The 18,955-nt window shown below is 68.8% G+C and carries 22 protein-coding genes; 13 read left to right on the top strand and 9 right to left on the bottom strand.

Annotated features, from left to right (window positions below):
- Positions 1–8 precede the first annotated feature (8 nt).
- The 5 genes from D5S18_RS27570 to D5S18_RS27550 all read left to right on the top strand — a co-directional run bounded on the left by D5S18_RS27570 (position 9) and on the right by D5S18_RS27550 (position 4,574).
- Positions 9–824: a 2-phosphosulfolactate phosphatase gene (locus D5S18_RS27570; protein ID WP_120043992.1), complete on the top strand. Its 816-nt coding sequence runs from the start codon at positions 9–11 to the stop codon at positions 822–824.
- Between the two features lie 9 nt (positions 825–833).
- Positions 834–1,484: a lipoyl(octanoyl) transferase LipB gene (lipB, locus tag D5S18_RS27565; protein WP_120043991.1), complete on the top strand. Its 651-nt coding sequence runs from the start codon at positions 834–836 to the stop codon at positions 1,482–1,484.
- Positions 1,485–1,674: 190 nt separating this feature from the next.
- Positions 1,675–2,586 (top strand): sterol desaturase family protein, encoded by a 912-nt coding sequence (locus D5S18_RS27560; protein WP_120043990.1) that lies wholly within the window; start codon positions 1,675–1,677, stop codon positions 2,584–2,586.
- Between the two features lie 71 nt (positions 2,587–2,657).
- Positions 2,658–3,767: an ABC1 kinase family protein gene (locus tag D5S18_RS27555; protein WP_158607998.1), complete on the top strand. Its 1,110-nt coding sequence runs from the start codon at positions 2,658–2,660 to the stop codon at positions 3,765–3,767.
- A 36-nt stretch (positions 3,768–3,803) separates the two neighbouring features.
- Complete coding sequence (locus tag D5S18_RS27550) at positions 3,804–4,574, top strand: thioesterase family protein (protein WP_239004030.1); 771 nt, start codon at positions 3,804–3,806, stop codon at positions 4,572–4,574.
- A 30-nt stretch (positions 4,575–4,604) separates the two neighbouring features.
- On the opposite strand, the gene D5S18_RS27545 is transcribed toward D5S18_RS27550, so the two are convergent.
- The gene (locus tag D5S18_RS27545) at positions 4,605–5,354 is read right to left on the bottom strand and encodes an SDR family NAD(P)-dependent oxidoreductase (protein WP_120043988.1); all 750 of its coding nucleotides are present in this window, start codon (positions 5,352–5,354) and stop codon (positions 4,605–4,607) included.
- An 87-nt stretch (positions 5,355–5,441) separates the two neighbouring features.
- On the opposite strand from D5S18_RS27545, the gene D5S18_RS27540 reads away from it, so the two are divergent.
- Positions 5,442–6,029: a TetR/AcrR family transcriptional regulator gene (locus D5S18_RS27540; protein ID WP_120043987.1), complete on the top strand. Its 588-nt coding sequence runs from the start codon at positions 5,442–5,444 to the stop codon at positions 6,027–6,029.
- A gap of 113 nt (positions 6,030–6,142) precedes the next feature.
- Here the strand turns inward: D5S18_RS27540 and D5S18_RS27535 are convergent, their stop codons facing one another.
- Together D5S18_RS27535 and D5S18_RS27530 are read right to left on the bottom strand one after the other, a co-directional pair.
- A complete protein-coding gene (locus tag D5S18_RS27535; protein WP_120044105.1) occupies positions 6,143–6,289 on the bottom strand; it encodes a DUF1059 domain-containing protein in 147 nt (48 codons plus the stop codon).
- A gap of 70 nt (positions 6,290–6,359) precedes the next feature.
- A complete protein-coding gene (locus D5S18_RS27530; protein WP_120043986.1) occupies positions 6,360–7,115 on the bottom strand; it encodes an SDR family NAD(P)-dependent oxidoreductase in 756 nt (251 codons plus the stop codon).
- A 297-nt stretch (positions 7,116–7,412) separates the two neighbouring features.
- On the opposite strand from D5S18_RS27530, the gene D5S18_RS34560 reads away from it, so the two are divergent.
- Both D5S18_RS34560 and D5S18_RS27525 read left to right on the top strand, forming a co-directional pair.
- Positions 7,413–7,634 carry a hypothetical protein gene (locus D5S18_RS34560; protein ID WP_147404208.1) on the top strand — a complete coding sequence of 74 codons (222 nt, stop codon included), beginning with the start codon at positions 7,413–7,415 and terminating at the stop codon, positions 7,632–7,634.
- 132 nt (positions 7,635–7,766) lie between these two features.
- Entirely contained in the window at positions 7,767–8,768 is a 1,002-nt protein-coding gene (locus D5S18_RS27525) for a methyltransferase (RefSeq protein WP_158607997.1), read from the top strand.
- Here D5S18_RS27525 and D5S18_RS27520 read toward each other — a convergent pair.
- From D5S18_RS27520 to D5S18_RS27510, 3 genes are read right to left on the bottom strand one after another with little or no spacing between them, the layout of a single operon-like run.
- A complete protein-coding gene (locus D5S18_RS27520) occupies positions 8,765–9,175 on the bottom strand; it encodes a nuclear transport factor 2 family protein (protein WP_120043984.1) in 411 nt (136 codons plus the stop codon). The genes D5S18_RS27525 and D5S18_RS27520 overlap by 4 nt on opposite strands.
- Positions 9,166–9,972: an MBL fold metallo-hydrolase gene (locus D5S18_RS27515; protein ID WP_120043983.1), complete on the bottom strand. Its 807-nt coding sequence runs from the start codon at positions 9,970–9,972 to the stop codon at positions 9,166–9,168. The genes D5S18_RS27520 and D5S18_RS27515 overlap by 10 nt, the downstream gene beginning before the upstream one ends.
- 24 nt (positions 9,973–9,996) lie before the next feature.
- On the bottom strand, positions 9,997–10,626 hold the full coding sequence (locus D5S18_RS27510; protein WP_120043982.1) for a DsbA family protein: 630 nt from the start codon (positions 10,624–10,626) through the stop codon (positions 9,997–9,999).
- A gap of 64 nt (positions 10,627–10,690) precedes the next feature.
- Between D5S18_RS27510 and D5S18_RS27505 the strand changes: the two genes are divergently transcribed.
- Positions 10,691–11,554, top strand: coding sequence for a helix-turn-helix domain-containing protein (locus tag D5S18_RS27505; protein WP_120044104.1), 864 nt, complete (start codon positions 10,691–10,693; stop codon positions 11,552–11,554).
- 3 nt (positions 11,555–11,557) lie between these two features.
- Here the strand turns inward: D5S18_RS27505 and D5S18_RS27500 are convergent, their stop codons facing one another.
- The gene (locus D5S18_RS27500; protein ID WP_120043981.1) at positions 11,558–13,192 is read right to left on the bottom strand and encodes a thiamine pyrophosphate-binding protein; all 1,635 of its coding nucleotides are present in this window, start codon (positions 13,190–13,192) and stop codon (positions 11,558–11,560) included.
- Between the two features lie 186 nt (positions 13,193–13,378).
- Between D5S18_RS27500 and D5S18_RS27495 the strand changes: the two genes are divergently transcribed.
- Together D5S18_RS27495 and D5S18_RS35930 are read left to right on the top strand one after the other, a co-directional pair.
- Positions 13,379–13,651, top strand: a complete 273-nt coding sequence (locus tag D5S18_RS27495; protein WP_120043980.1) for a hypothetical protein — start codon at positions 13,379–13,381, stop codon at positions 13,649–13,651.
- A gap of 161 nt (positions 13,652–13,812) precedes the next feature.
- Entirely contained in the window at positions 13,813–14,466 is a 654-nt protein-coding gene (locus tag D5S18_RS35930; protein ID WP_239004029.1) for a C40 family peptidase, read from the top strand.
- Positions 14,467–14,471: 5 nt separating this feature from the next.
- Here the strand turns inward: D5S18_RS35930 and D5S18_RS27485 are convergent, their stop codons facing one another.
- A complete protein-coding gene (locus D5S18_RS27485; RefSeq protein ID WP_158607996.1) occupies positions 14,472–15,362 on the bottom strand; it encodes a LysR family transcriptional regulator in 891 nt (296 codons plus the stop codon).
- 110 nt (positions 15,363–15,472) lie between these two features.
- Here D5S18_RS27485 and D5S18_RS27480 point away from each other — a divergent pair, with 110 nt between their 5' ends.
- Positions 15,473–15,958 carry a cupin domain-containing protein gene (locus D5S18_RS27480; RefSeq protein ID WP_239004048.1) on the top strand — a complete coding sequence of 162 codons (486 nt, stop codon included), beginning with the start codon at positions 15,473–15,475 and terminating at the stop codon, positions 15,956–15,958.
- 2 nt (positions 15,959–15,960) lie between these two features.
- Entirely contained in the window at positions 15,961–16,854 is an 894-nt protein-coding gene (locus tag D5S18_RS27475) for an AfsR/SARP family transcriptional regulator (RefSeq protein WP_120043977.1), read from the top strand.
- A gap of 6 nt (positions 16,855–16,860) precedes the next feature.
- Here D5S18_RS27475 and D5S18_RS27470 read toward each other — a convergent pair whose 3' ends face one another.
- Entirely contained in the window at positions 16,861–18,903 is a 2,043-nt protein-coding gene (locus D5S18_RS27470; protein ID WP_120043976.1) for an acyltransferase family protein, read from the bottom strand.
- Positions 18,904–18,955: the final 52 nt, after the last annotated feature.

Raw genomic sequence — 18,955 nt, 5'->3', positions numbered from 1 at the left:
AAACCGGTATGCGTACGGATTGGGCCACGCAGCGGCCATACGGTGTGCGGCTGGAATGGGGGTTGGCCGGGGCGACCACGCTGGCAGCGGAGTGCGTCGCGATAGTGGTGGTCGATGTGCTGTCGTTCACGACTGCCGTATCGGTGGCGGTGGACGCCGGCATGGCGGTATTGCCGTACCCATGGCGTGATAGCGCAGCGGATTTCGCCAGGGAAGCAGGGGCGGAGTTGGCGGTGGGGCGGAGTTCTGTGTCATTGGAGCAGCCTTGGTCATTGTCGCCTGCGGCCCTGCGTAGGGCACCTGCGGCGAAACGCCTGGTGCTGCCGTCGCCCAACGGATCTGCCATCTCTTCGGCGGTCGATGGCATACCTGTTGTTGCCTCCTGCCTGCGCAATGCCTCTTCGGTCGGTAGCTGGATACTCGAACAAGGCTGGGGCACAGTGGAATCGCCGATCGCGGTCATTGCCGCAGGCGAACACTGGCCGGGTGGACAACTCCGACCTGCCATCGAGGATTGGTTCGGCGCGGCGGCGGTGATCGCTGCCCTCGCGCAGGGTGGCGCGGATTCACTATCACCTGAGGCTCTTTCGGCCTGCGCGAGCTACCAGGGCATCTCGGATCTTCCGGCCTTGATAAGAGAAAGCTCTTCGGCGCGTGAGTTGAGCTCCCATGGGTTCGGCGCGGATGTCGACATCGCCTTGGAACTCGATGCGAGCCGGTCGGTACCGGCACTGCTCGAGGGCGCCTTCGTCGATCAGCGCTCCCACACCGACAGTTCGTCGTCGTGCGCAGGCCCCGGCCCTGCCGTCAGGGGGCGCGAGTAGGGTCGGGGGATGAGGTCGAGGCCGCTGATGTTGATGTTCGAGGAACCTGCCGGCGAAGTCGTCGACTACGACAAGGCGATGGCGCGGATGGTGGCCATGGTCGAGGAGCGGCAGCGGGACGAGCGGCCGGATACCCTGTGGTTGCTGAGTCATCCTGCGGTGTACACGATCGGGCGGCGCACGCCCAGCGAGCATCTGCCGGATCCGGCGCATCACATCCCGGTGCTCGAGACCACGCGCGGCGGCCAATTGACCTATCACGGTCCGGGACAGTTGGTCGGCTACCTGATCGTGCGGCTCGCGCCGAATGAGGGTGTGGTCGACTACATTCGCGAGGTCGAGCATCGGTTGATCGCGGCGCTGGACAGTCTCGGCATCCCCGCCGAGCGCCGCGATACCCCGCCCGGATCGGAATTGCTCACCGGTGTGTGGGTCGCGCGGACGAATCGCAAGATCACCTCCATCGGTATGCGCCAGAGCCGCGCGGTCACCAGTCACGGGTTCGCGCTGAATGTGGACGGCGATCTCCAGCCCTGGCAGTGGGCGGTTGCCTGCGGATTGCCCGAGGTTGACATGACTTCGGTGGCGCGCGAACTGGGCACCGTGGATCCCGCGTTGGTGCGGCGCGCGATAATCGAGGCTTTCGACGCGCAACCCTGAGATTCCCCGAATCGGCGTCCCTCGCGCGAGTGAGTCGAATGCCGACTCTCGGCCGACGCCCTGAACCGCTGAGCGGCTTATCGTCGAATTGATTCCGGTTGCGCCACAGGGAGAGCGGACGCGGCGGGAAGCCGCGCCGCGGTTGGGCAGTGTCCGCGGCCCCTCTGACGGCCGGAAAAGGCGGACACCCATGGACTTAGAACATCTGCTCATCCTGGTGTTGAACAAGTCGGATATCGCGCTCGCGATCCTGCTGATCGTCGACATCACCGCCTACTGGCTCGGTCGCCGACACACCAAACATCCCGAACGCCGCGGCTACGGGCTCAAGGATACGGCGACCAATGTCTCCCTCGAGTTGGCCAACGGATTCATCCTGCGGTTCACCGAGGTGCTCGGTGGCGCGGCCCTGGTGGTGGTGGCCGCGCAGATCACCCCGCTGCACTGGGGCACCAGCAATCCCGTCGCCTGGTTGATCGTGCTGTTGCTCGCCGACCTGGCCTACTACTGGGAGCATCGCGCCGCGCACCGGGTGCGGCTGTTCTGGACCACGCACAGCGTGCATCACTCCAGCCAGAACTTCAATCTCACCACCAACTATCGGCTGGGCCTGTTCGGGGCGATGGATCTGCTCGGCCAACTCTGGTACGTGCCGATCGCGCTGCTCGGCGCGCCGGTGCAGACCATCTTCCTGGCCAAGTCGCTCACCATCCTGGTCCAGATTCCGCTGCACACCGAGCGGGTGAACCAAATGTGGCGGCCCATCGAGTACCTGTTCAATACGCCCTCGCACCATCGGGTGCATCACGGTGCCAATAATCCCTACTTGGACAAGAACTTCGGCGGGATGTTCATCTTCTGGGATCGGCTCTTCGGGACCTATGCGCACGAAGTGGCTCGGGTGGAGTTCGGGCTGGTGCACCCGGTCGGCTCGCACAATCCGTTGAAGGTCTACACCCATGAGATCCGCGCGTTGGCGGGGGATCTGCGGCACGCGCGCGGTCCGCGCGAATGGGCCGGATACCTGTTCGGGCCGCCCGGATGGCAGCCGCGTCGCGTGGCCGTCGCGGAATCGGAGCCGACGGTGCAGCCTGCCTCCTGAGGTGGGAATCAGGGAGAGCCTCCGGGTTCTCCCTGATGCTCGCGCCGGGTTCCCGTGGCTAGGTTCTGATGGTGTCGAACGGGATTGCTGGGGCGTTGGCGCGCTCCTGGCGCGAGAGGGTGGGGTATCTGCGCCTGCGGATGCTGCTGTCGCGGCACGGGCTCGGCGGGTATCTGCGGCGTGGCGCGAGAGTGGATGCCGAGGTCGGGGCGCGATTGCGGCGGGCGGCGTCGGAGGCCGGGGTCACGTATATCGCACTGGGGCGGCTGCTTTCGGTGCGGCGCGATATTGTGCCCGCGGCCATTGCCGAGGAGTTGACTCGGCTGGGATCCGATGGTGTGCCCATGTCGTGGCCGGATGTCGAGGCGGTGCTGCGGGATTCGCTCGGCGGGCCGGTTGAGCAGGTGTTCGCGGCGGTGGATCGGACGCCCCTGGCGGTATCCCTGATCGGGCAGGTGCACTGCGCGCGACTCTGTGACGGGGCTCCGGTGGTGGTGAAGGTGTTGCGGCCGGGTGTGCGTGCGCAGGTTGAGCGGGACCTACCGGTGCTGCGTCGGCTGGCCCGTCGCGTTCCCGGCGGGGTCGATGTGGCGGAGCGGCTCTCGGCGTCACTGCGCGAAGAACTGGACTACACAGTCGAATTGGCGAATATGCGCGCCGTGGCGGCGGCGGACGCGGGGTCGACCGCGGTGATCCCGGTGCCGTATCCGGCCTTGTCCAGCACGAATATCCTAGTGATGCAGCGTCTTTCGGGGACACCCATCGGAGCGGCCGGACCCTACCTAGCTCTGCTCGACGCGGACACCAGAACCCGCGCCGCCCGCGCACTACTCGAAACGGCGCTGCGACAGATCCTCATCGCCGGTGTCTTTCACGCGAACCTGCATCCGAACAATGTCCTGGTGGACGATGACGGCACCCTCGGTCTGCTCGATTTCGCCGCTGTCGGGCGCTTGGACGAAGCCGAGCGTCGCGTGATCGCCGACCTTCTGGCTGTGCCCGACAAGTCCGATCCCATCGCGGCATTCGGCACCGAGGGAAGGTTTCCGGAGCAGGTCGCTCGTGCCTTCCGAACTTTGGCAGGGGTGGAACGCACACTGCTGCTGCTCGATCCATCCTTCGACTTTGTTGCCGCCGCGCGGCTGGGCGCTCTGCGTGGGCAAGGGGAGAACCGCGAATAGTACGTGTTCTAATCGAAGCGCGGAAAGGGGTCGGTTTTGGCTGAGACGTTCTTCGAGTTGCGGGACGGGGTGTTTTGGGTTCGGCCCCTCGGGTTGGCCAAATGGGGTGGCGGGCAGGTCAGCGGGGTGGCGCTGTGCGGACTGCTGGCGCGGGAATTGGAACGGCACTGTCCTGCGGCCGGATTCGTGCCCGCACGGTTGACGGTGGATATGTTTCGCGCGGTGCCGGATGCGCCGATCGAGGTGCGCAGTGCGGTGGTCCGGGCCGGGAATCGGGTGGTGGTCGCGGATGCGCAAGTCATCCAGGCGGGGGAGGTGCGCACGCGCGGGACCGCGGTATTCCTGGCGGCCAAAGGGGATTCGGCGGGCGAGGTATGGGCGCCGAAGGAAGAACTCCCGATGCCGGACACCCGGCTGGTCGCACCGGACGGCGACCCGCCACTGCTGCGGTCCGGTGCCGCGGAATGGACCGAGGACCTGACATCGGGACGCAACCCGGAGCGCAATGTGCTGTGGCAGAACCTGATTCCCCTGGTAGAGGGGGAGAAGATCTCCCCATTCCAGCGGGCGGCGGCCATGGCCGATGTGACGAATCTGGTCTGCCATCTGGGCACGGCCGGGGTCCGCTACATCAATGCCGATATGACACTGGCCCTTTCGCGCCTCCCCTCCGGACCCGAACTCGGCCTGCGGGCCGAGGATCGGGTCGCCGCCGAGGGAGTCGCGGTGGGAACGGCCGTGCTCTACGACCGACTGGGCCGCCTCGGCACCTGCGTGGTGACCGCGCTCGCGAATGGTCTGCGCTGAGCGCTAGGGTCTGTGTCGAAGTCTCAGGCCCTAGGCGAGCGCGCCGCCGTCGATGGTGAGCACCGTGCCGGTGATGTAGGAGGCGGCGGGGGAGGCGAGGAAGACCACGCCTGCGGCGAGTTCTTCCGGTCGACCGAAGCGGCCCATGGGATTCCAGGAGCGCTGCTGATCGGCAGTCGGGCCGTCCGGCGGGTTCATATCGGTGGCGAAAGCCCCCGCTTGGATCACATTCGCGGTGATGCCGCGCGGCGCGAGATCGCGGGCCGCGCCCTTCGTGTAGCCGATGATCGCGGCCTTGCTCGCGGCGTAGTCGGCGACTCCGGGTGTACTCGCGCGGGCGGCGAGTGTGGATCCGACGGTGATGATCCGCCCGCCCGCGCCGAGCACATTCGCGGCGGCTCTGATCGTCGTGATCACGCCGTCGATATTGACCTCGCGCAGGCGGTCCAGGGTCGGATGATCGGCGCTGTCGTCGCCGAGGGCGCCGTAGGCGACCACGCCCGCGTTGTTGACCAGGATGTCGAGTCCGCCGAGGTCGGCGACCACCGAATCGACGAGTCCGGCCACCCCGGCGGTATCGGATTGATCGGCCCGGTAGGCGACGGCGCGTCTGCCGATGGCGCGGATCTCTCGGATCACGCTGTCGGCCTTGTCCGGACTGGATACGTAGCTGACGGCGACATCGGCGCCTGCCTGCGCGAGCGCGCGGGCGATGGCCGCGCCCAACCCGCGCGATCCGCCGGTGACGAGTGCGGTTTTGCCCGCCAGTGCTGTCTGCATGACTACTCCTGACCATTGTGTACCAATCGGTATAGATTGGGTGGCGGTACTCTATACCGATTGGTACAGATCAGGCAAAGGAGGGTCGTGGCGACAGGACGACCGCGCGAATTCGACCTCGACGAACGGCTGGGGCGGGCCATGCGCGTCTTCTGGCGGCAGGGCTACGAGGGCACGGCACTCGCCGATCTGACCGAGGCGATGGGCATCAACAAGCCGAGCCTCTACGCGGCATACGGCAACAAGGCGGCGCTGTTCCTCAAGGCCGTTGATCACTATGAAGCCGGCCCCGCGAGCTACGTCGGGCGCGCGCTCGCCGCGCCGACGGCGCGCGCGACGGCCGAGGCGCTGATGCGCGGGGCGATCGAGCTGACCACATCGGGGCCGGGTGGTTGTCTGTTCGTCCAGGGGGCGCTGGCCACTGGCGCACAGGGCGCGCAGGTGCGCGACGAACTGGCGGCGCGACGGCGCGCGGCGCACGTCAGCATGCGCGAACGTTTCGAAAGGGCCTGTGCCGAAGGTGATCTCGCCCCGGACGTCGATGCCGACGCGCTCGCGCGATCGATCTGGGCGACCACCTACGGACTTTCGGTGCTGGCGGCCGGTGGCGCCACGGTTGCCGAGCTATCGCGTGCTATGGACATGGCACTGGCCGGTTGGCCGGGGTCGCACTGAACCGGCCGCTAGTTGGCCGGCTCTCGGTGCGTGAATCACCCTGCGATGTAACGCTGGATATCGTGGCTCTGGATAGCGTTACATCGCAGGGGATGCTCGGCGGGCGTTGAACTTCAGTAGGCGATGAAGAGGATCTCGTCGCGGCTGTAGTCGTGGCCCGGATGCTTGTCGGCCAGATGCGCCTTGGTCTTCTCGACGAGTTCGTCCTCGTTCGCGCCGGTGATGTACTCGCCGCAGGGGCAGTTCAGTTTCGTTTTCACCGATCCATCATCCATCGCGACCAAACCGCGTGCACCTCAATGGGTTTGCTGATCGGTCGCGGACGGCGGATCAGCGGGTCGTGAAACCACCGTCGATGGCCAGTGCCGCGCCGGTGACGAAGGTGGACTCGTCGCCGAGCAGGAAGGTCACCATGGGGGCGATCTCCTCGGGCGTGGCCAGCCGATTGACCGGATGCATGGCGGCGATCGCGGCGAGCGCCTCCTCGGATCCGGCGCTGCTGCGGCCCAGCGGTGTGTCCACGCCGCCGGTATTGATGGCATTGACGCGCACGCCCCGATCGGCCACCTCGAGCGCCGCCGCCTTGGTCAGTCCGACCACGCCGTGCTTGGCGGCCACGTACGCACCCATTGCGGGCAGTGCGACCGCCCCCATATTCGAGGCGTTGTTGACGATCGAGCCGCGTGTCTTGATCACCTCGGGCAGTTGGTATTTCAGGCTGTAGAACACGCTGGTCAGGTTGGCGTTCAGTTCGGCGGCCCAGTCCGCGGCGTCGACCGAGCTCAGCTCGCCCACCGCCTCGATGCTGCCCGCGTTGTTGAATGCGCCGTCCAGTCGGCCGTATTCCCCGGTGGCGACCTCGACCAGGTGCGCCGCGTCCGCTTCCACCGAGACGTCCGCCCGCGCGAAGATCGCCCTGCCGCCCTCGGCGCGCAGGTCGGCGGCGACCTGCTCGCCCACCCCGGCCCGCCGCGCGCCGATCACCACCGCCGCGCCCGCCCGCGTCAGCCGTCGCGCCACCGCGAGCCCGATGCCGGAGCTGCCGCCGGTGACGATGAAGACCTTCGGTGCCAGGCCGGAATCCATATGTATCGCTCCTCTTTCGGGTCCGAATTCCCCTCGGGCCGCCGCTGATTCGCGGCCCGGAATTCAGCCTGCCGAGGTAGCCGCGCGTCTGCTGGCGGATATCGGCCGCTGCGTTCACCGGCTCCCGCAGCGCAGGCGGGCGTAGCGTCGATACGCTCCGGCGGCCGAGGCGCGCAGCGCCCTTCGGGGGATCAGCTGGCCGTCCTGGTCGTCGAGCGGGCGGGCTGTGTCGGGCAGTCGACTCCCGATGCCGCCGAATACCTTGCCGCGCCGGGTGGTTCATCGGATCGACTGCCGATGGCCGCCGCCGTGGCGGCGGCGTCCACTGCTGCGCGCCTGCCCGATCCGCGCGTCTGCCGGCGCTGGGCGGCCCGCTACGCCCCGACGGCTGGTTTCGAGGGTGCGGGCCGTCGGGGCTGCGGGTCGGATGTTCAGTCCTTGGGAAAACCGATCGCGAAGCCGACGGCGATCACGACGATGCTCACGCCTGCGATGACCAGGATGATCCACATGTATTAATCCTACGAACCGTAGTAGATATCGGTCAAGAGGTCTGGACGGCACGCGAATTTCATTGATAGACAAGCTGTTTCGCTTGCGGAACCGGGATCGTCGGCGCAGACTGCTTGGGGGCGGATGCGAGGAGGTTCGGTGGTGGACGCACAGCGGCGGATGACGGAGATATTGAACGGGGCCGTACTCGTGCCCTTGGTGGCGGTGGCCGCCGAACTGGGGCTGGCCGATCTGGTGGCCGACGGCCCGCGCACCGTCGCCGAGTTGGCGCAGCGCTCGGGCAGCCTGCCGGACCCGCTGTATCGGGTGCTGCGCGGGCTGGCGGCGGCCGGAATATTCCAGGAGACCGCGTCGCGCACCTTCGCCGCTACCGAACTGTCCGACACGCTGCGTTCGGGCGCGGACTCGGTCCGCGCCCTGGCCCGCCTGTGGGGCATCTCCGAACGCACCTCGGCGCTCGGCCACCTCGGCGATACCGTCCGCACCGGCACACCCGCATTCGAGTCGGTGACCGGCACGGACTGGTGGTCGCACCTGGCGAACCATCCGGAACAGGCGGCGGTCTTCAACGACGCCATGGGCTATCAGGTGCGCCGGGTCCACGATGCCACCGTCTCGGGCTACGACCTGTCGGGCGTGCGACGGCTGGTCGATGTCGGCGGCGGGCGCGGCTACCTGGCGGCGGCGCTGCTGCGCCGCTATCCGGAGTTGACCGCCGTCATCTTCGACCAGCGAGCCGTGGTCGGCGAGGCGGAGCGGGTGCTCGACGAGGCGGGCGTGGCCGATCGGGCCGAACTGGTCGGGGGCGATTTCTTCGACGCCGTCCCGGAGGGCGGCGATGTCTACGTGCTCTCCCGCATCCTGCACGACTGGGATGACGAGCGCGCGGGTCTCATCCTGCGCAATATCCGCAAGGCCATGGCCCCGCAGGGCCGCGTGCTGGTGGTGGACGCGGCGCTCACCGAGGGCAATCATCCCGACGACGGCAAGGTGATGGATATCGTCATGCTCGCCCTGCATCCGGGCCGCGAGCGCACCCTGGCCGAATTCGGCGCGCTGTTCGCGACGGCGGGGCTGCACCACGCCGACACCTTGGCGCTGCACGGCGCGGCGAGCATCGTCGTCGGCGTGCCCGTTTAATTCGCGGCGTCGCGCACCAGCGCCGTGTCGACGAACTGCTCGAAGCGCACGATCCGCCCGCCGCGCACCGTGAAATGGTGTGCCACCCGCACATTCAACGGTTTGCCCGTGCCGCGGTGGGTGGCGGTGTAGCGGGCCAGGACCACCACGTTCTCGCCGTCGACAAGGTAGGTGTCGTCGTGGGCGGTCCACCCCGACCAGTCCTTGTCGAGTCGTTCCATCACCGCCGAGGTGACGCCCTCGGGGGTGCGGTAGGTGCCTGCCAGCGGGAAGCCCGCCATCTCGGTCCATTCCACATCGGGTGCGAGGGTGGCGCGCAGCGCGGCCAGATCGCCCGCGGCCGAGGCCAGATATTGGCGGCGCACCACACCGGCGGGGCTGTCGGCTTCGAAGGTGTTCAGCCCCATGTCATTTCCCCCTTGGCGACCTTGGCGCCGAGGTCGGCGGCGACGGTCAATCCGGCATTCGGGTAGTCGGCCTTCAGCGCGGCGGCGGCCGAAGCGGCGTCGGTCGCGTCGGTGATGATCTTGTCGAAGTCGCGCAGATACTCGCGGGTATGGCGGATGGCCGTCAGGTCGGTGGGGGTGTCGGCGGCCCGGTGGCCCGCGACGACGAAAGCCGGGGCGAGTGCCTCGAGTTCGTCGAGCACCCGGATCCATTCGCGGCGCTGCGCCTCGGTCGGGGTGTCGGCGGTCCATACGTGCAGACCTTCGAACAGCAGCACCCCGCCGAGCAGCGCGCGCCCTGTCGGTTCGTACACGTACCACGACCGATCGCCGAGCATCGCACTGGCGCGATGGATCTCGAGTGCGAGGCCGTCGACGGTGACGGCGGGCGTGTGGAGCGGGGCGATCTCGACCAAGCGGGTGGGCAGGTTCACGCCGAGATGCGCCCAGGCCGCGAGCTTGCCCTCGTAGCTGTGGTGAATGTGGTCGATGACATCGGCGGGGGCGAGGAACTGTGCCTCCGGGAAGGCGTCGGCGATCACTTCGGCGCCGAAGTAGAAGTCGGGATCGCCCGCGGTGATGAGGACGGTGCCGAGGCGCTTACCGGAATCCAGCACCGCGGCGACGATGCGGTGGCCGTCGGCGCGGGTGAAGGCGGCGTCGACCACGAGGGCCTCGGTCGGCCCGGTGACCAGGACGCTCGTCTTGTTGAGGGAGCTGTCGGCGAAATCGAGGATCTGGTAGTCCAAGGCGGACATGGTGGGGTCCTTTCGGGGGTTGTCTCAGTTGTTGCTGATCTGCCGGTCGAGTGCGGCGGTCAGTCGGGTGGCGTCGGCGGCGGGTCCACCGAGTCGAACCACTCCGGTGGGGGTGTGCAGCAGCAGCGTGGGGAAGGCGGTGACGCCGAGCTGTGCGGCGCGGCTGAAATCGTGGCGTGCGGTGGTCGCGGCCTGCGGGCCGTTCAGGAATTCGAGGACGCGTCGGGCATCGAGACCATTCTCGTCGGCGATTCGCCGATAGGTTGCCAGATCCGACAGACTCAGTCCGTCACGGTAGAAGGCGCGCTGCATGGCCTCGGCCGAGGCGAGCGCGCGTTCGGGGGCGGCGGCGCGCAGGGCGGCGAATCCGGCGGCCGCCGCGGTGGAATCCATGGCGAAACGGCCGTCCGCCACCAGCTTCTGGTAGCCGGGACCGAATTCCGCGCCGGTCAGCGCGGCGATGCGGTCGTTGGCCTCGGGGATGTACGGCATCGCCGACATGGGCGCGACTCGCGAACCGGTGAACAGTCCGCCGCTGAGCACCTCGAGGTCGATGCGGTCGGCATTGGCGGCGGCGAATTCGGTCACGGTGGGGCCGAAGCCGTGGCACCAGCCGCAGTAGGCGTCGAAGACGTAGGTCATTTTCACTGTCATGATGCCAAGGCTATGGAGATGAACTGGGGTTTTCACGGTCGTGACGGTGCGTATCGTGGTGAAAATGGAGCAGCGCATTCGTTCGGTGCGATACGCGCCGCCCGCCGGGGCGGTCGGTGAGATCGAGGTCGGCACGCTGGCCGGGATTCGGGAGCGGGGTGGTCCGCGCGAATTCCTGGCTCCGCAGCGGCTCGATTTCGACCTGCTGTTCCGCATCGGTTCCGGACATGCCGTGCACACGGTCGACTTCACCGGCTATCCGCTCGAGCCCGGCGATGTTCTGTGGGTTCGCGCCGGGCAGGTGCAGCAGTGGGGGCGGATAGCGGCGATCGAGGGGCCGGTGTTCCTGTTCACCGCGGCCGCGATCGGGGCGGGCACCGCCGAGCTCATTCGCGGTGCGGGTGTCAGCACACCCAACTACTGGCCCGCCGCCTCGGTCGAGGGACCGCCTGCGCTCGCCCTCGCCGCCGCCGCGGCCGAACCGCGAAACGCTATGGGGGACCAGGCGATTCGCGCCGCCGCTCGCTCCGCCGCACTGGCGGCCGCCCTGCTGCACCTCATTATCGCCGCACCCGAGGGCAGCACGCACGGTCCCGCGACGCGCGAGGCATTCCTTTGGTTCCGCGACGAGGTCGACGCCCGCTTCCGCACCCGCCACAAGGTGGCCGACTACGCCGCCCGCCTCGGCTATTCCACCCATACCCTGAACCGTCTGGCCAGGGAGAACACGGGTATGAGCGCCAAGGAGTTCATCGACGAGCGCATTCTGCTCGAGGCCAAACGCCTGCTCGCCCACGGGCGTGATCCGGTGGCCCGCATCGCCGAAGACCTCGGCTTCGACGATCCCTCCAACTTCTCCAAATACTTCCATCAGCGCACCGGACTCACCCCCGCCGCCTTCCGCGCCCGATCCTGGCCCGCGCTCTGAGCCTCAGTGCTGCTCGAATGCCTCGTGCAGCCACCAGGATCCACCGCTGACCACCTTCGCGTCGAGCAGCAGCGGTCGGTCCCGCGGCCCGGCGAGCCATTCCGAAAGAACGGCCAGATCCTCGACGCGGCGCACGGTGGCCGCCGTGAATCCGGCGCCGCGGGCGAGGGCGGCGATATCGGTGTCGGGGAAGACGACCGTGCTCATATCGGCGGCGCCGAAGTGGTGCACCTCGGCGCCGTAGGCGTGGTCGTCGTAGACCACGACGACCAGCGCGATACCCAGGCGCGCCGCGGTTTCCAGTTCGGCGGCGGCCATGAGCGCACCGCCGTCGCCGAGTGCGGCCACGGCGATCCGATCGGGTCGGGCCAGCGCCGCGCCGATCCCGGTGGCCAAACCCAGGCCGATGGATTGGAAGCCCTGGGTGAAGCAGAAACCTGCTTCGTCCGGCACGCTGAGGTAGGCGCTGGGATAGCCCATGAAATTGCCGGAGTCGATGGCGACGGTGCGCTGGGCGGGTAGCAGGTCGTCCAGGGCGATGCTCAGCGTGCGGGGATCGATGTGTTCGGCGGTGGAGGTGTCTTCGTAGGGGACCTCGCGCCAGTGCGCGTCGGTCGCGATTCGAGTCGCCGCGGCCGGTGTGCGGTAGCCGGTGCGGGAGGCACAGACATTCAGGACGTCGCGCGCCGTCTGTCCGACATCGCCGAGGACGCCCAGATCGATCCGTCGCTGTGCGCCGAGTCCGGCGGCTTCGTGATCCACCTGTGCCAGACGGGTTTGCGGGCCGATGAGGGCGCCGTTGCGCATGGTCCACCGGTTCAGGGCGCAACCCCAACCGATGATGAGGTCGGCGTCGGCGATGAGGTCGAGGGTGGCGGGGGCGGCGAAGCCGCCGCAGATGCCGAGGGACCACGGCTCGTCGTGGAAGAGTCCGTGCGCGACGGCGGAGGTGCTCAGCAGCGCGCCGGTTCTTGCGGCCAGCGCGCGCAGTTCTCCGGCGTACGGGCGTGCGCCGCGTCCGCAGAGGAAGACCGGTCGCCGCGCGGTGTCGAGCAGTTCGGCGAGTTCGACGACGGCACCGGCGGCGGGGCGGACCGGCTGTGGTGTCGGGGCCGAAATCCGTTCGGGGGCTGTCTTTTCGGAGTAGGCGTCCATGGTCTGGATATCGACGGGCAGGCTGAGCACCACGCAGCGTCGCTCGTCGCGGGCCGTGCGGTAGGCCCGAATCGCGTCCGCCACGGCAGTTTTCGGCGTGTGTACGCGCTCGGCAACCGCGCCGACGGCGCCGGCGAGCGCGTCCTGGTCCACCCGGAAGTTCGACAGCAGCGATCCGGTGCCCGCGTCGGCGGTCAGGATCAACAGTGGTGTGCGACTTTTCGCGGCCTCGGCGATGCCGGTCATGGCGTTGGTGAGGCCGCAGCCCTGGTGCAGCGAGACCGCCGCGACGGTGTCGGTGGTTCTGGCGTAGGCGTCGGCCATGGTGGTCGCGCCGCCCTCGTGTCGGGCGGCGGTGAATCGAATACCGTTGGCGCGCAACGCGTTGGTGAGTTCGAAATTGCCGCTGCCGACCACGCCGAAGATATGCGAGAGGCCGAGTTGGGCGAGGGCGTCGGCGACGGCCTGGAATACCTTGGTCATGGCTGCCCATGATCCGCCGCCGACTCGGTGCGCGTCACGGAATCGCGGCGGTCGTGCGCGGGGTGGCCACAGCTGATCTCGCCGGGGCGAGTTGTGTGACTCCGCTCACCTACCCCTTCCCTTCGCGGGGCGAATGCGGCAGTTTGGCGAGTAGCTGAAAGTTTGCTGCAACGTGATGGGGGTGTTATGGACGGCATACCCGACTCGATCTCCGACTCGGAACAGGCGCGGATCGGCATCGGTGCGAAGACCGAGCTGCGTCCGCTCGCGGTCCCCGCCATCGCGCTCGGGATCGCGCTGACACTCGCGGCGCTGATCTCGCTCCCGTGGCTGCCGCACTGGGCCGCCGAGGGTGGCCCGCTGCTGGTCTATGCCGCGCTCGTCCTTCATCTGGCCATCGCCGCCGGGCTGATCCGGTGGGGTCTGGATATTCTCCTGACCGAGCGTCGCAACAGGTAGTTATCGATTCGTTATTGCCCGGGCGCGTGTCGAATTCCCGCGTGGTCGCACCGTCCTGAAATATGGACGCCCGGATCCGCTGGCCATGTTCTCGATCTCACACTGGGGTCGCGACCGGGCGAAATCCCGTCCGCGACCGCGCGATGAATTCGGAGGACGGCATGATGGAATTCTCGACCGGAGTTCGTCCGGGGCGTCGCCGTTATCTGCGGCGGGCGCTACCGGTGGCGATAATCGCAGGCGCGGCCGTAATCGGGGCGCAATTTCTCGGCACACCCCATCGCGATCCGTCCGTCGACACGCCCATTTCCGAGGTGTCCGCGGACGTCTCCGCGCAGCCGCTCGCCATCCCGCCGCTGTCGCTGCCGCCGTGGCTGGAACTGCCCTGGCATATCGAACTACCCAGGGTGGAGTGGATGCCGCCGAGTGTCGAACCCGCCGCACCGCCCGCCCAGCCCCCGGCGTCCGAGGCCACGGCCGGTGCGATAGCGGTGGAAGCGGCGCGCAGCAAACTCGGGGCAGACTACGCGGCGGGCGCGGCCGGACCCGATGCCTTCGACTGCTCGGGGCTGGTGCAGTGGTCCTACGGGCAGGCGGGCATCGACCTGCCGCGCACCAGCTACGAGCAGTTGTCCACCGGCGACGCGGTCTCGGTCGACGAGATGCGCCCCGGCGATCTGGTCTCCTTCTACGACGGCGGACATTCGGCGCTCTACGTCGGAGACGGCCAAGTAATCCACGCCTCCACCTACGGCATCGGCGTGGTGCTGTCCCCGGTGTCGTCCATGCCGATCGCGGGTGTGCGGCGCTTCTGAGTCCTTCACTCGGCAGCGAACTCGGCCGCCGCTTTGGCCGCGGATTTGATGAACGCCGCGACCAGCGGCCGGGTATCGCCGCTGCGGCGGATCACCGCGAGCACCGCGGGCGCGAGGTCGAGCAGCGGTCGGGTGACGACGCCGCCCCACGGGAAGAATCGGCCGATCGAGGCCACCGAGACCGCGACGGCCTGACCGTTGCCGACGGCGGCCAGCAGATCCTCCACCGTGGCCACCTCGGCCCCGATCACGGCCGGCCCGTCCCGATATTCGGCGAGGGTGGCGTAGTCGCGGGTGAGCGCGTCCCGATTGTTCGCCCACCAGGCGAAGGGTTCGGTCGCCAATTCCGTCGGCGGAACGGCCTCGAGCCGCGCGAGCCGGTGATCTGCGGGCAGCAGCGCGATCCGCTGCTCCTCGACCAGCGGCGTCACCTCGACACCGGGGGGCGCGGGCAGCCAGACGAGGCCGATATCGGCTCGACCGGGGAGCACCCCGGCGCTCCAGTCGTCGAAATCGACCCGACCGACGGTGACGGCCACCTCGGGATGGTCGGCGGCGAAGGCGCGCAGCACCTTGGGGGTGATGTCGAGGCCGGTCACCCCGCGCACGCCCAGGATGAGTTCGGCCCGCTCGCCCGCGCCGATGCCCCTGGTGTCGGTGAGGGCCGCGCCGACCGTCTCCAGGATGCTCGGCACCCTGGCCAGCAGGGTTCGACCCGCGTCGGTGAGCGTGACCTGACGGGTATTGCGCTGGAAAAGCGTTGCGCCGATCCGGGTTTCGAGTTGCTTTATCTGATTGCTCAGCGCCTGCTGGCTCATGTGCAGCCGGGCCGCCGCGCGGGTGAAATTCAGCTCGGTCGCGAGTACATGGAAGGCGCGCAGGTGCCGTAATTCCACGTCCACAATCGTGGATTGTAGATCCGACACAGGATCGGTGTTTCCGTTCCCGGTGCGGGTGGGTCAGCATTGAGCACGGAGGAATTCGATAGAGGGGCGGCATCTTGTCGGTGCGATGGGACGAACTGGGACATCATCGACCGATCGCGGAATGGGCGCTCGGTTGCCTGGTGATCTGGCACCAGCGTGCGGAGACCACCGGTGGGATGCTCGCCATGGCGGAGGTGGTGCTGCCTCGGGGCGCTGAGCTGCCCCAGCACGTGCACGCGCGGGAGGACGAGCTGTGTTACGTACTCGACGGGGAGCTGACAGTGCGGCGCGGACTGGATCGCATCCAGGTCGGGCCGGGCGCCTCGGTGTGGCTGCCGCGCGGGATACCGCACGGGTTGGCGGTGCGGACCGCGCAGGCGCGGCTGCTGGTGCTGATCACCCCCGCGGGCGTGGAGCGGGCGCATCGGGCGTTCGCGACGGCGGCGCCGGAACTGGCGCCACCGCCGCCGGGTCTGTGCCATCCCCGCGCCGCGGAGGTCGAGGCCGAGTTCGCGCACTACGGCGTGCTGCTCGGGGGGTCGTCGCCGAATCGACTGGAGGGGTGAATATGGGTGTGGTGCAGGGGGGCTCGAATGTTCAAGTCCGGGTGCTGGGACCCGTGCTGATCGGGGCGGGTGGGGGAGAGATAAGGGTCGACCGGCCACTGGAACGCGCGGTGCTGGTCCGGTTGGCGTTGGCGGGCGGTGTGCCCGTCGCGGACGGGCGGCTGGCCGTCGACCTGTGGGGTGACGGTGAGGTGAGCCGTCCGGTGCAGCGATTGCGGGTGATCGTCTCGCGGCTGCGGACGGCACTGGGGGTGCACGGGGCGAGCGTGCTGCGCACGCGGGCAGGTTATCGGACAGCGACGTCCGTCGGCGATCTGCCCGCCGCCGAATCCGCAGCGGAGCGGATGTACGCGGCACATCGGTCCGGGCGCTACGCGGCGGCGCGCGCCGCCGCCGACGAGGCGCTGCGCTGGTGGCGCGGACCGGCGCTGGCCGACCTCACCTGGGCTCCCTACGCGGCGGCCGAGGCGGCGCGGCTGGACCGGTGGCGGCTCGAGGTGGCCACCATCGGGTTCGACGCCGCCCTGCGTCAGGGCTGCGGCCCCGAATTGGTCAGGGAGCTGGCCATTTTGGCGGGGGAGCATCCCTGGCACGAACCGTTGGCCCGCATGTACGCGCTGGCGCTGTACCGTGCGGGCAGTCAGGTCGACGCGCTGAATCGCCTGCGCGCCTTGCGCGCCGGGTTGGCCGGGCACCTGGGCGCGGCGGTCTCGCCGGAGACCGCCGAGCTGGAACTGCGGATCCTGCGCCATGATCCGTCGCTCAACGGGTTCGCGCGCAGGACGCGCGTGGCCGGATCGGGTGAACGCCAACGCGAATTGGCGGCGCTGGTCCAGCGTTTGGGACAGCACGGTCTCGGCGGTCCGCTCATGGGCGCGGCGCTGCGCGGGTGGTAGCGCCGCTCACCACCAGCCGAGGATCGGTCCGAGTTGGCGCCCCAATTCCGGTGCCAGCGAACGGGAGTAGCTGGCGGTGAGGTGATGTTCGTCGTGGTAGATCAGCACATTGCCCGCGCTCGCCGCGCACACCTGCTCGTCGCAGACGGCATCGGAGAGGTCCAGCGGAAATACGTTGGGATATGCCGCCGCCGGGGCCGCCGCCGGATTGACCGGATCGAGCGCGTCGGTGCGCGTCATACCGCAACTGAGGCGATTGCCGTGTTGGGCAAGGCAATCGATGGCCCGGTAGCGGACCTCGTCGCGCCGCAGCCACGGGGTGTCGCGCACGGCGAGCACCTTCAGGTCCCGATCGGACAGTTCCGACCAGACCTGCAGGTAGTCCTGCGGCGTCTCGTCGCCGACGCCGTCGCGGGGGCGGGTCGCGGTGGTGAACACCCAGTCCGGGCGGTCCACGGCGAGGCGATCGAGCACCTCGCGCGACCAATCGCGACAGTCCGGATTGGCCTCGCCCTTGTAGCTCGGCTCCTGCGCGACGGTGAGCGGGCAGCCCATCTTCAGGTAGACCGCGATGCGGAAATGGTGTTGGCGGGCCAGCACTTCCAGCGCGGGAACCCAGTGCTCGGCGTGCGAGCTGCCGACCACGGCGATGGTGCGTTCGGCGGTGGTATCGCCGTAGTCGCAGGTGATCACCTCGCGGGTATCCCAGTCGGCGATGCAGCCGTCGCCGGTGGGCGGCGGGATATCGGCGGGCGCGTCGAACAGTGACGGTCGCATGGGAACATCCGGGATGCGCGCGCCGCGCGCCAGCGCCTCCGCGCCCGGATAGCGAATCGGATCGAGGGCGGCTGCGGCCTTCGGTGGATTCAGATGCAGCACGACCTGTGTGCCCACGGTCGCGACCGCGAGGGTGACGCCGAGCGTGGCGACGAGGCGTCGGGTGGTGGCGGGCGCCCGCTTCGGGCGGCGCAACGGCGTTTCGACGAAGCGGACGGTGAGCTGAGCCAGGACCAGCGCGGCGGCGATGAGTATCGCGCCGTCGGCGAATCCGGCGGTGGGAGTGTCGCGTTCGGCGAGGTAGAAGATCAGCAGGGGCCAGTGCCAGAGGTAGAGGGCGTAGGCCAGTTCGCCGAGTCGAACGGCGGGGGCGCTGGTCAGCAGGCGGCTGAGGAGCGGGGGCTGTTCGGTCGGTCCGAGATGGTGGGCCGCGAGGATCAGGGCGAGCGCGGCGGCCACCGGGACCACAGCGAGCGGACCGGGGAACTGGGACGCGCCGTCGAGCAACCAGCCGCAGGCGAAGACGATCGCCAGCCCGGCCGCCGCGAGGATCGGGCGCAGTGCTCGGGGCGGGGTGAGGTAGGGGGCGAGGGTCGCGAGCAGCGCGCCCGCCAGCAGTTCCCAGGCGCGGGCAGTGCTGTCGTAGTAGTTCCAGCCCTGGTGCGCTGCCATCCCCTGCGCGGCATGGACGAACGACGCCACGGCCATGGTCGCGATGACGAACGCGGCGGCAGGACGCGGCGCGATGCCGAGTCGACGGCAGCCCGCGGTGATACCGGCGATGACGAGCAGTGCCGCCAGATAGAACTGCCCTTGCACCGACATCGACCAGAGGTGTTGCAGCGGACTCACCGACGGGTCGGCGGCCAGGTAGTCCGACCAGGACAGGGCCAACTGCCAGTTCTGGATATACAGCAGCGAGGCCAGCGTCTGCGTCGCGATATCGGGCCACTGGGTATAGGGCCGCAGCGCGATCGTCGCCACGACCACCGCCGCGAGCACCACCACCAGCGCGGGCAGCAGGCGGCGCGCGGTGCGCCCGGCGGTCTCGCGCAGACCGACCCGCCCGGTCGACTCCGCGCGCCGCAGCAGCGATCCGGTGAAGAAGTAGCCCGAGAGCGCCAGGAAGATATCGACGCCGCCGGAGACCCGACCGAACCAGATATGGAACACCACCACCAGCGCGATGGCTATGCCGCGCAGGCCGTCGAGGTCGCCGCGGTGGTGGGTGGTCGCGACCGGAGTTGTCGCCGGAGCGCTCGCGCGGCTCACCGGAGCGCGCGGCGAACGGTGTCGGGGGCTGGGTTTCTGCGCTGCACGACCA

This window comes from Nocardia panacis, from assembly GCF_003598715.1.
GTDB lineage: Bacteria > Actinomycetota > Actinomycetes > Mycobacteriales > Mycobacteriaceae > Nocardia > Nocardia panacis.
The sequence above is the reverse complement of the archived record's forward strand: the minus strand, read 5'-3'. Positions and strand labels throughout refer to the sequence as shown.

Bases quoted from the DNA above. Each gene is read 5' to 3' on its own strand.
- D5S18_RS27570 (WP_120043992.1), top strand. From the start codon at position 9: ATGCGTACGGATTGGGCCACGCAGCGGCCATACGGTGTGCGGCTGGAA.
- lipB (WP_120043991.1), top strand. From the start codon at position 834: ATGAGGTCGAGGCCGCTGATGTTGATGTTCGAGGAACCTGCCGGCGAA.
- D5S18_RS27560 (WP_120043990.1), top strand. From the start codon at position 1,675: ATGGACTTAGAACATCTGCTCATCCTGGTGTTGAACAAGTCGGATATC.
- D5S18_RS27545 (WP_120043988.1), bottom strand. From the start codon at position 5,354: ATGCAGACAGCACTGGCGGGCAAAACCGCACTCGTCACCGGCGGATCG.
- D5S18_RS27530 (WP_120043986.1), bottom strand. From the start codon at position 7,115: ATGGATTCCGGCCTGGCACCGAAGGTCTTCATCGTCACCGGCGGCAGC.
- D5S18_RS34560 (WP_147404208.1), top strand. From the start codon at position 7,413: ATGGCCGCCGCCGTGGCGGCGGCGTCCACTGCTGCGCGCCTGCCCGAT.
- D5S18_RS27520 (WP_120043984.1), bottom strand. From the start codon at position 9,175: ATGGGGCTGAACACCTTCGAAGCCGACAGCCCCGCCGGTGTGGTGCGC.
- D5S18_RS27515 (WP_120043983.1), bottom strand. From the start codon at position 9,972: ATGTCCGCCTTGGACTACCAGATCCTCGATTTCGCCGACAGCTCCCTC.
- D5S18_RS27510 (WP_120043982.1), bottom strand. From the start codon at position 10,626: ATGACAGTGAAAATGACCTACGTCTTCGACGCCTACTGCGGCTGGTGC.
- D5S18_RS27505 (WP_120044104.1), top strand. From the start codon at position 10,691: ATGGAGCAGCGCATTCGTTCGGTGCGATACGCGCCGCCCGCCGGGGCG.
- D5S18_RS27500 (WP_120043981.1), bottom strand. From the start codon at position 13,192: ATGACCAAGGTATTCCAGGCCGTCGCCGACGCCCTCGCCCAACTCGGC.
- D5S18_RS27495 (WP_120043980.1), top strand. From the start codon at position 13,379: ATGGACGGCATACCCGACTCGATCTCCGACTCGGAACAGGCGCGGATC.
- D5S18_RS35930 (WP_239004029.1), top strand. From the start codon at position 13,813: ATGATGGAATTCTCGACCGGAGTTCGTCCGGGGCGTCGCCGTTATCTG.
- D5S18_RS27475 (WP_120043977.1), top strand. From the start codon at position 15,961: ATGGGTGTGGTGCAGGGGGGCTCGAATGTTCAAGTCCGGGTGCTGGGA.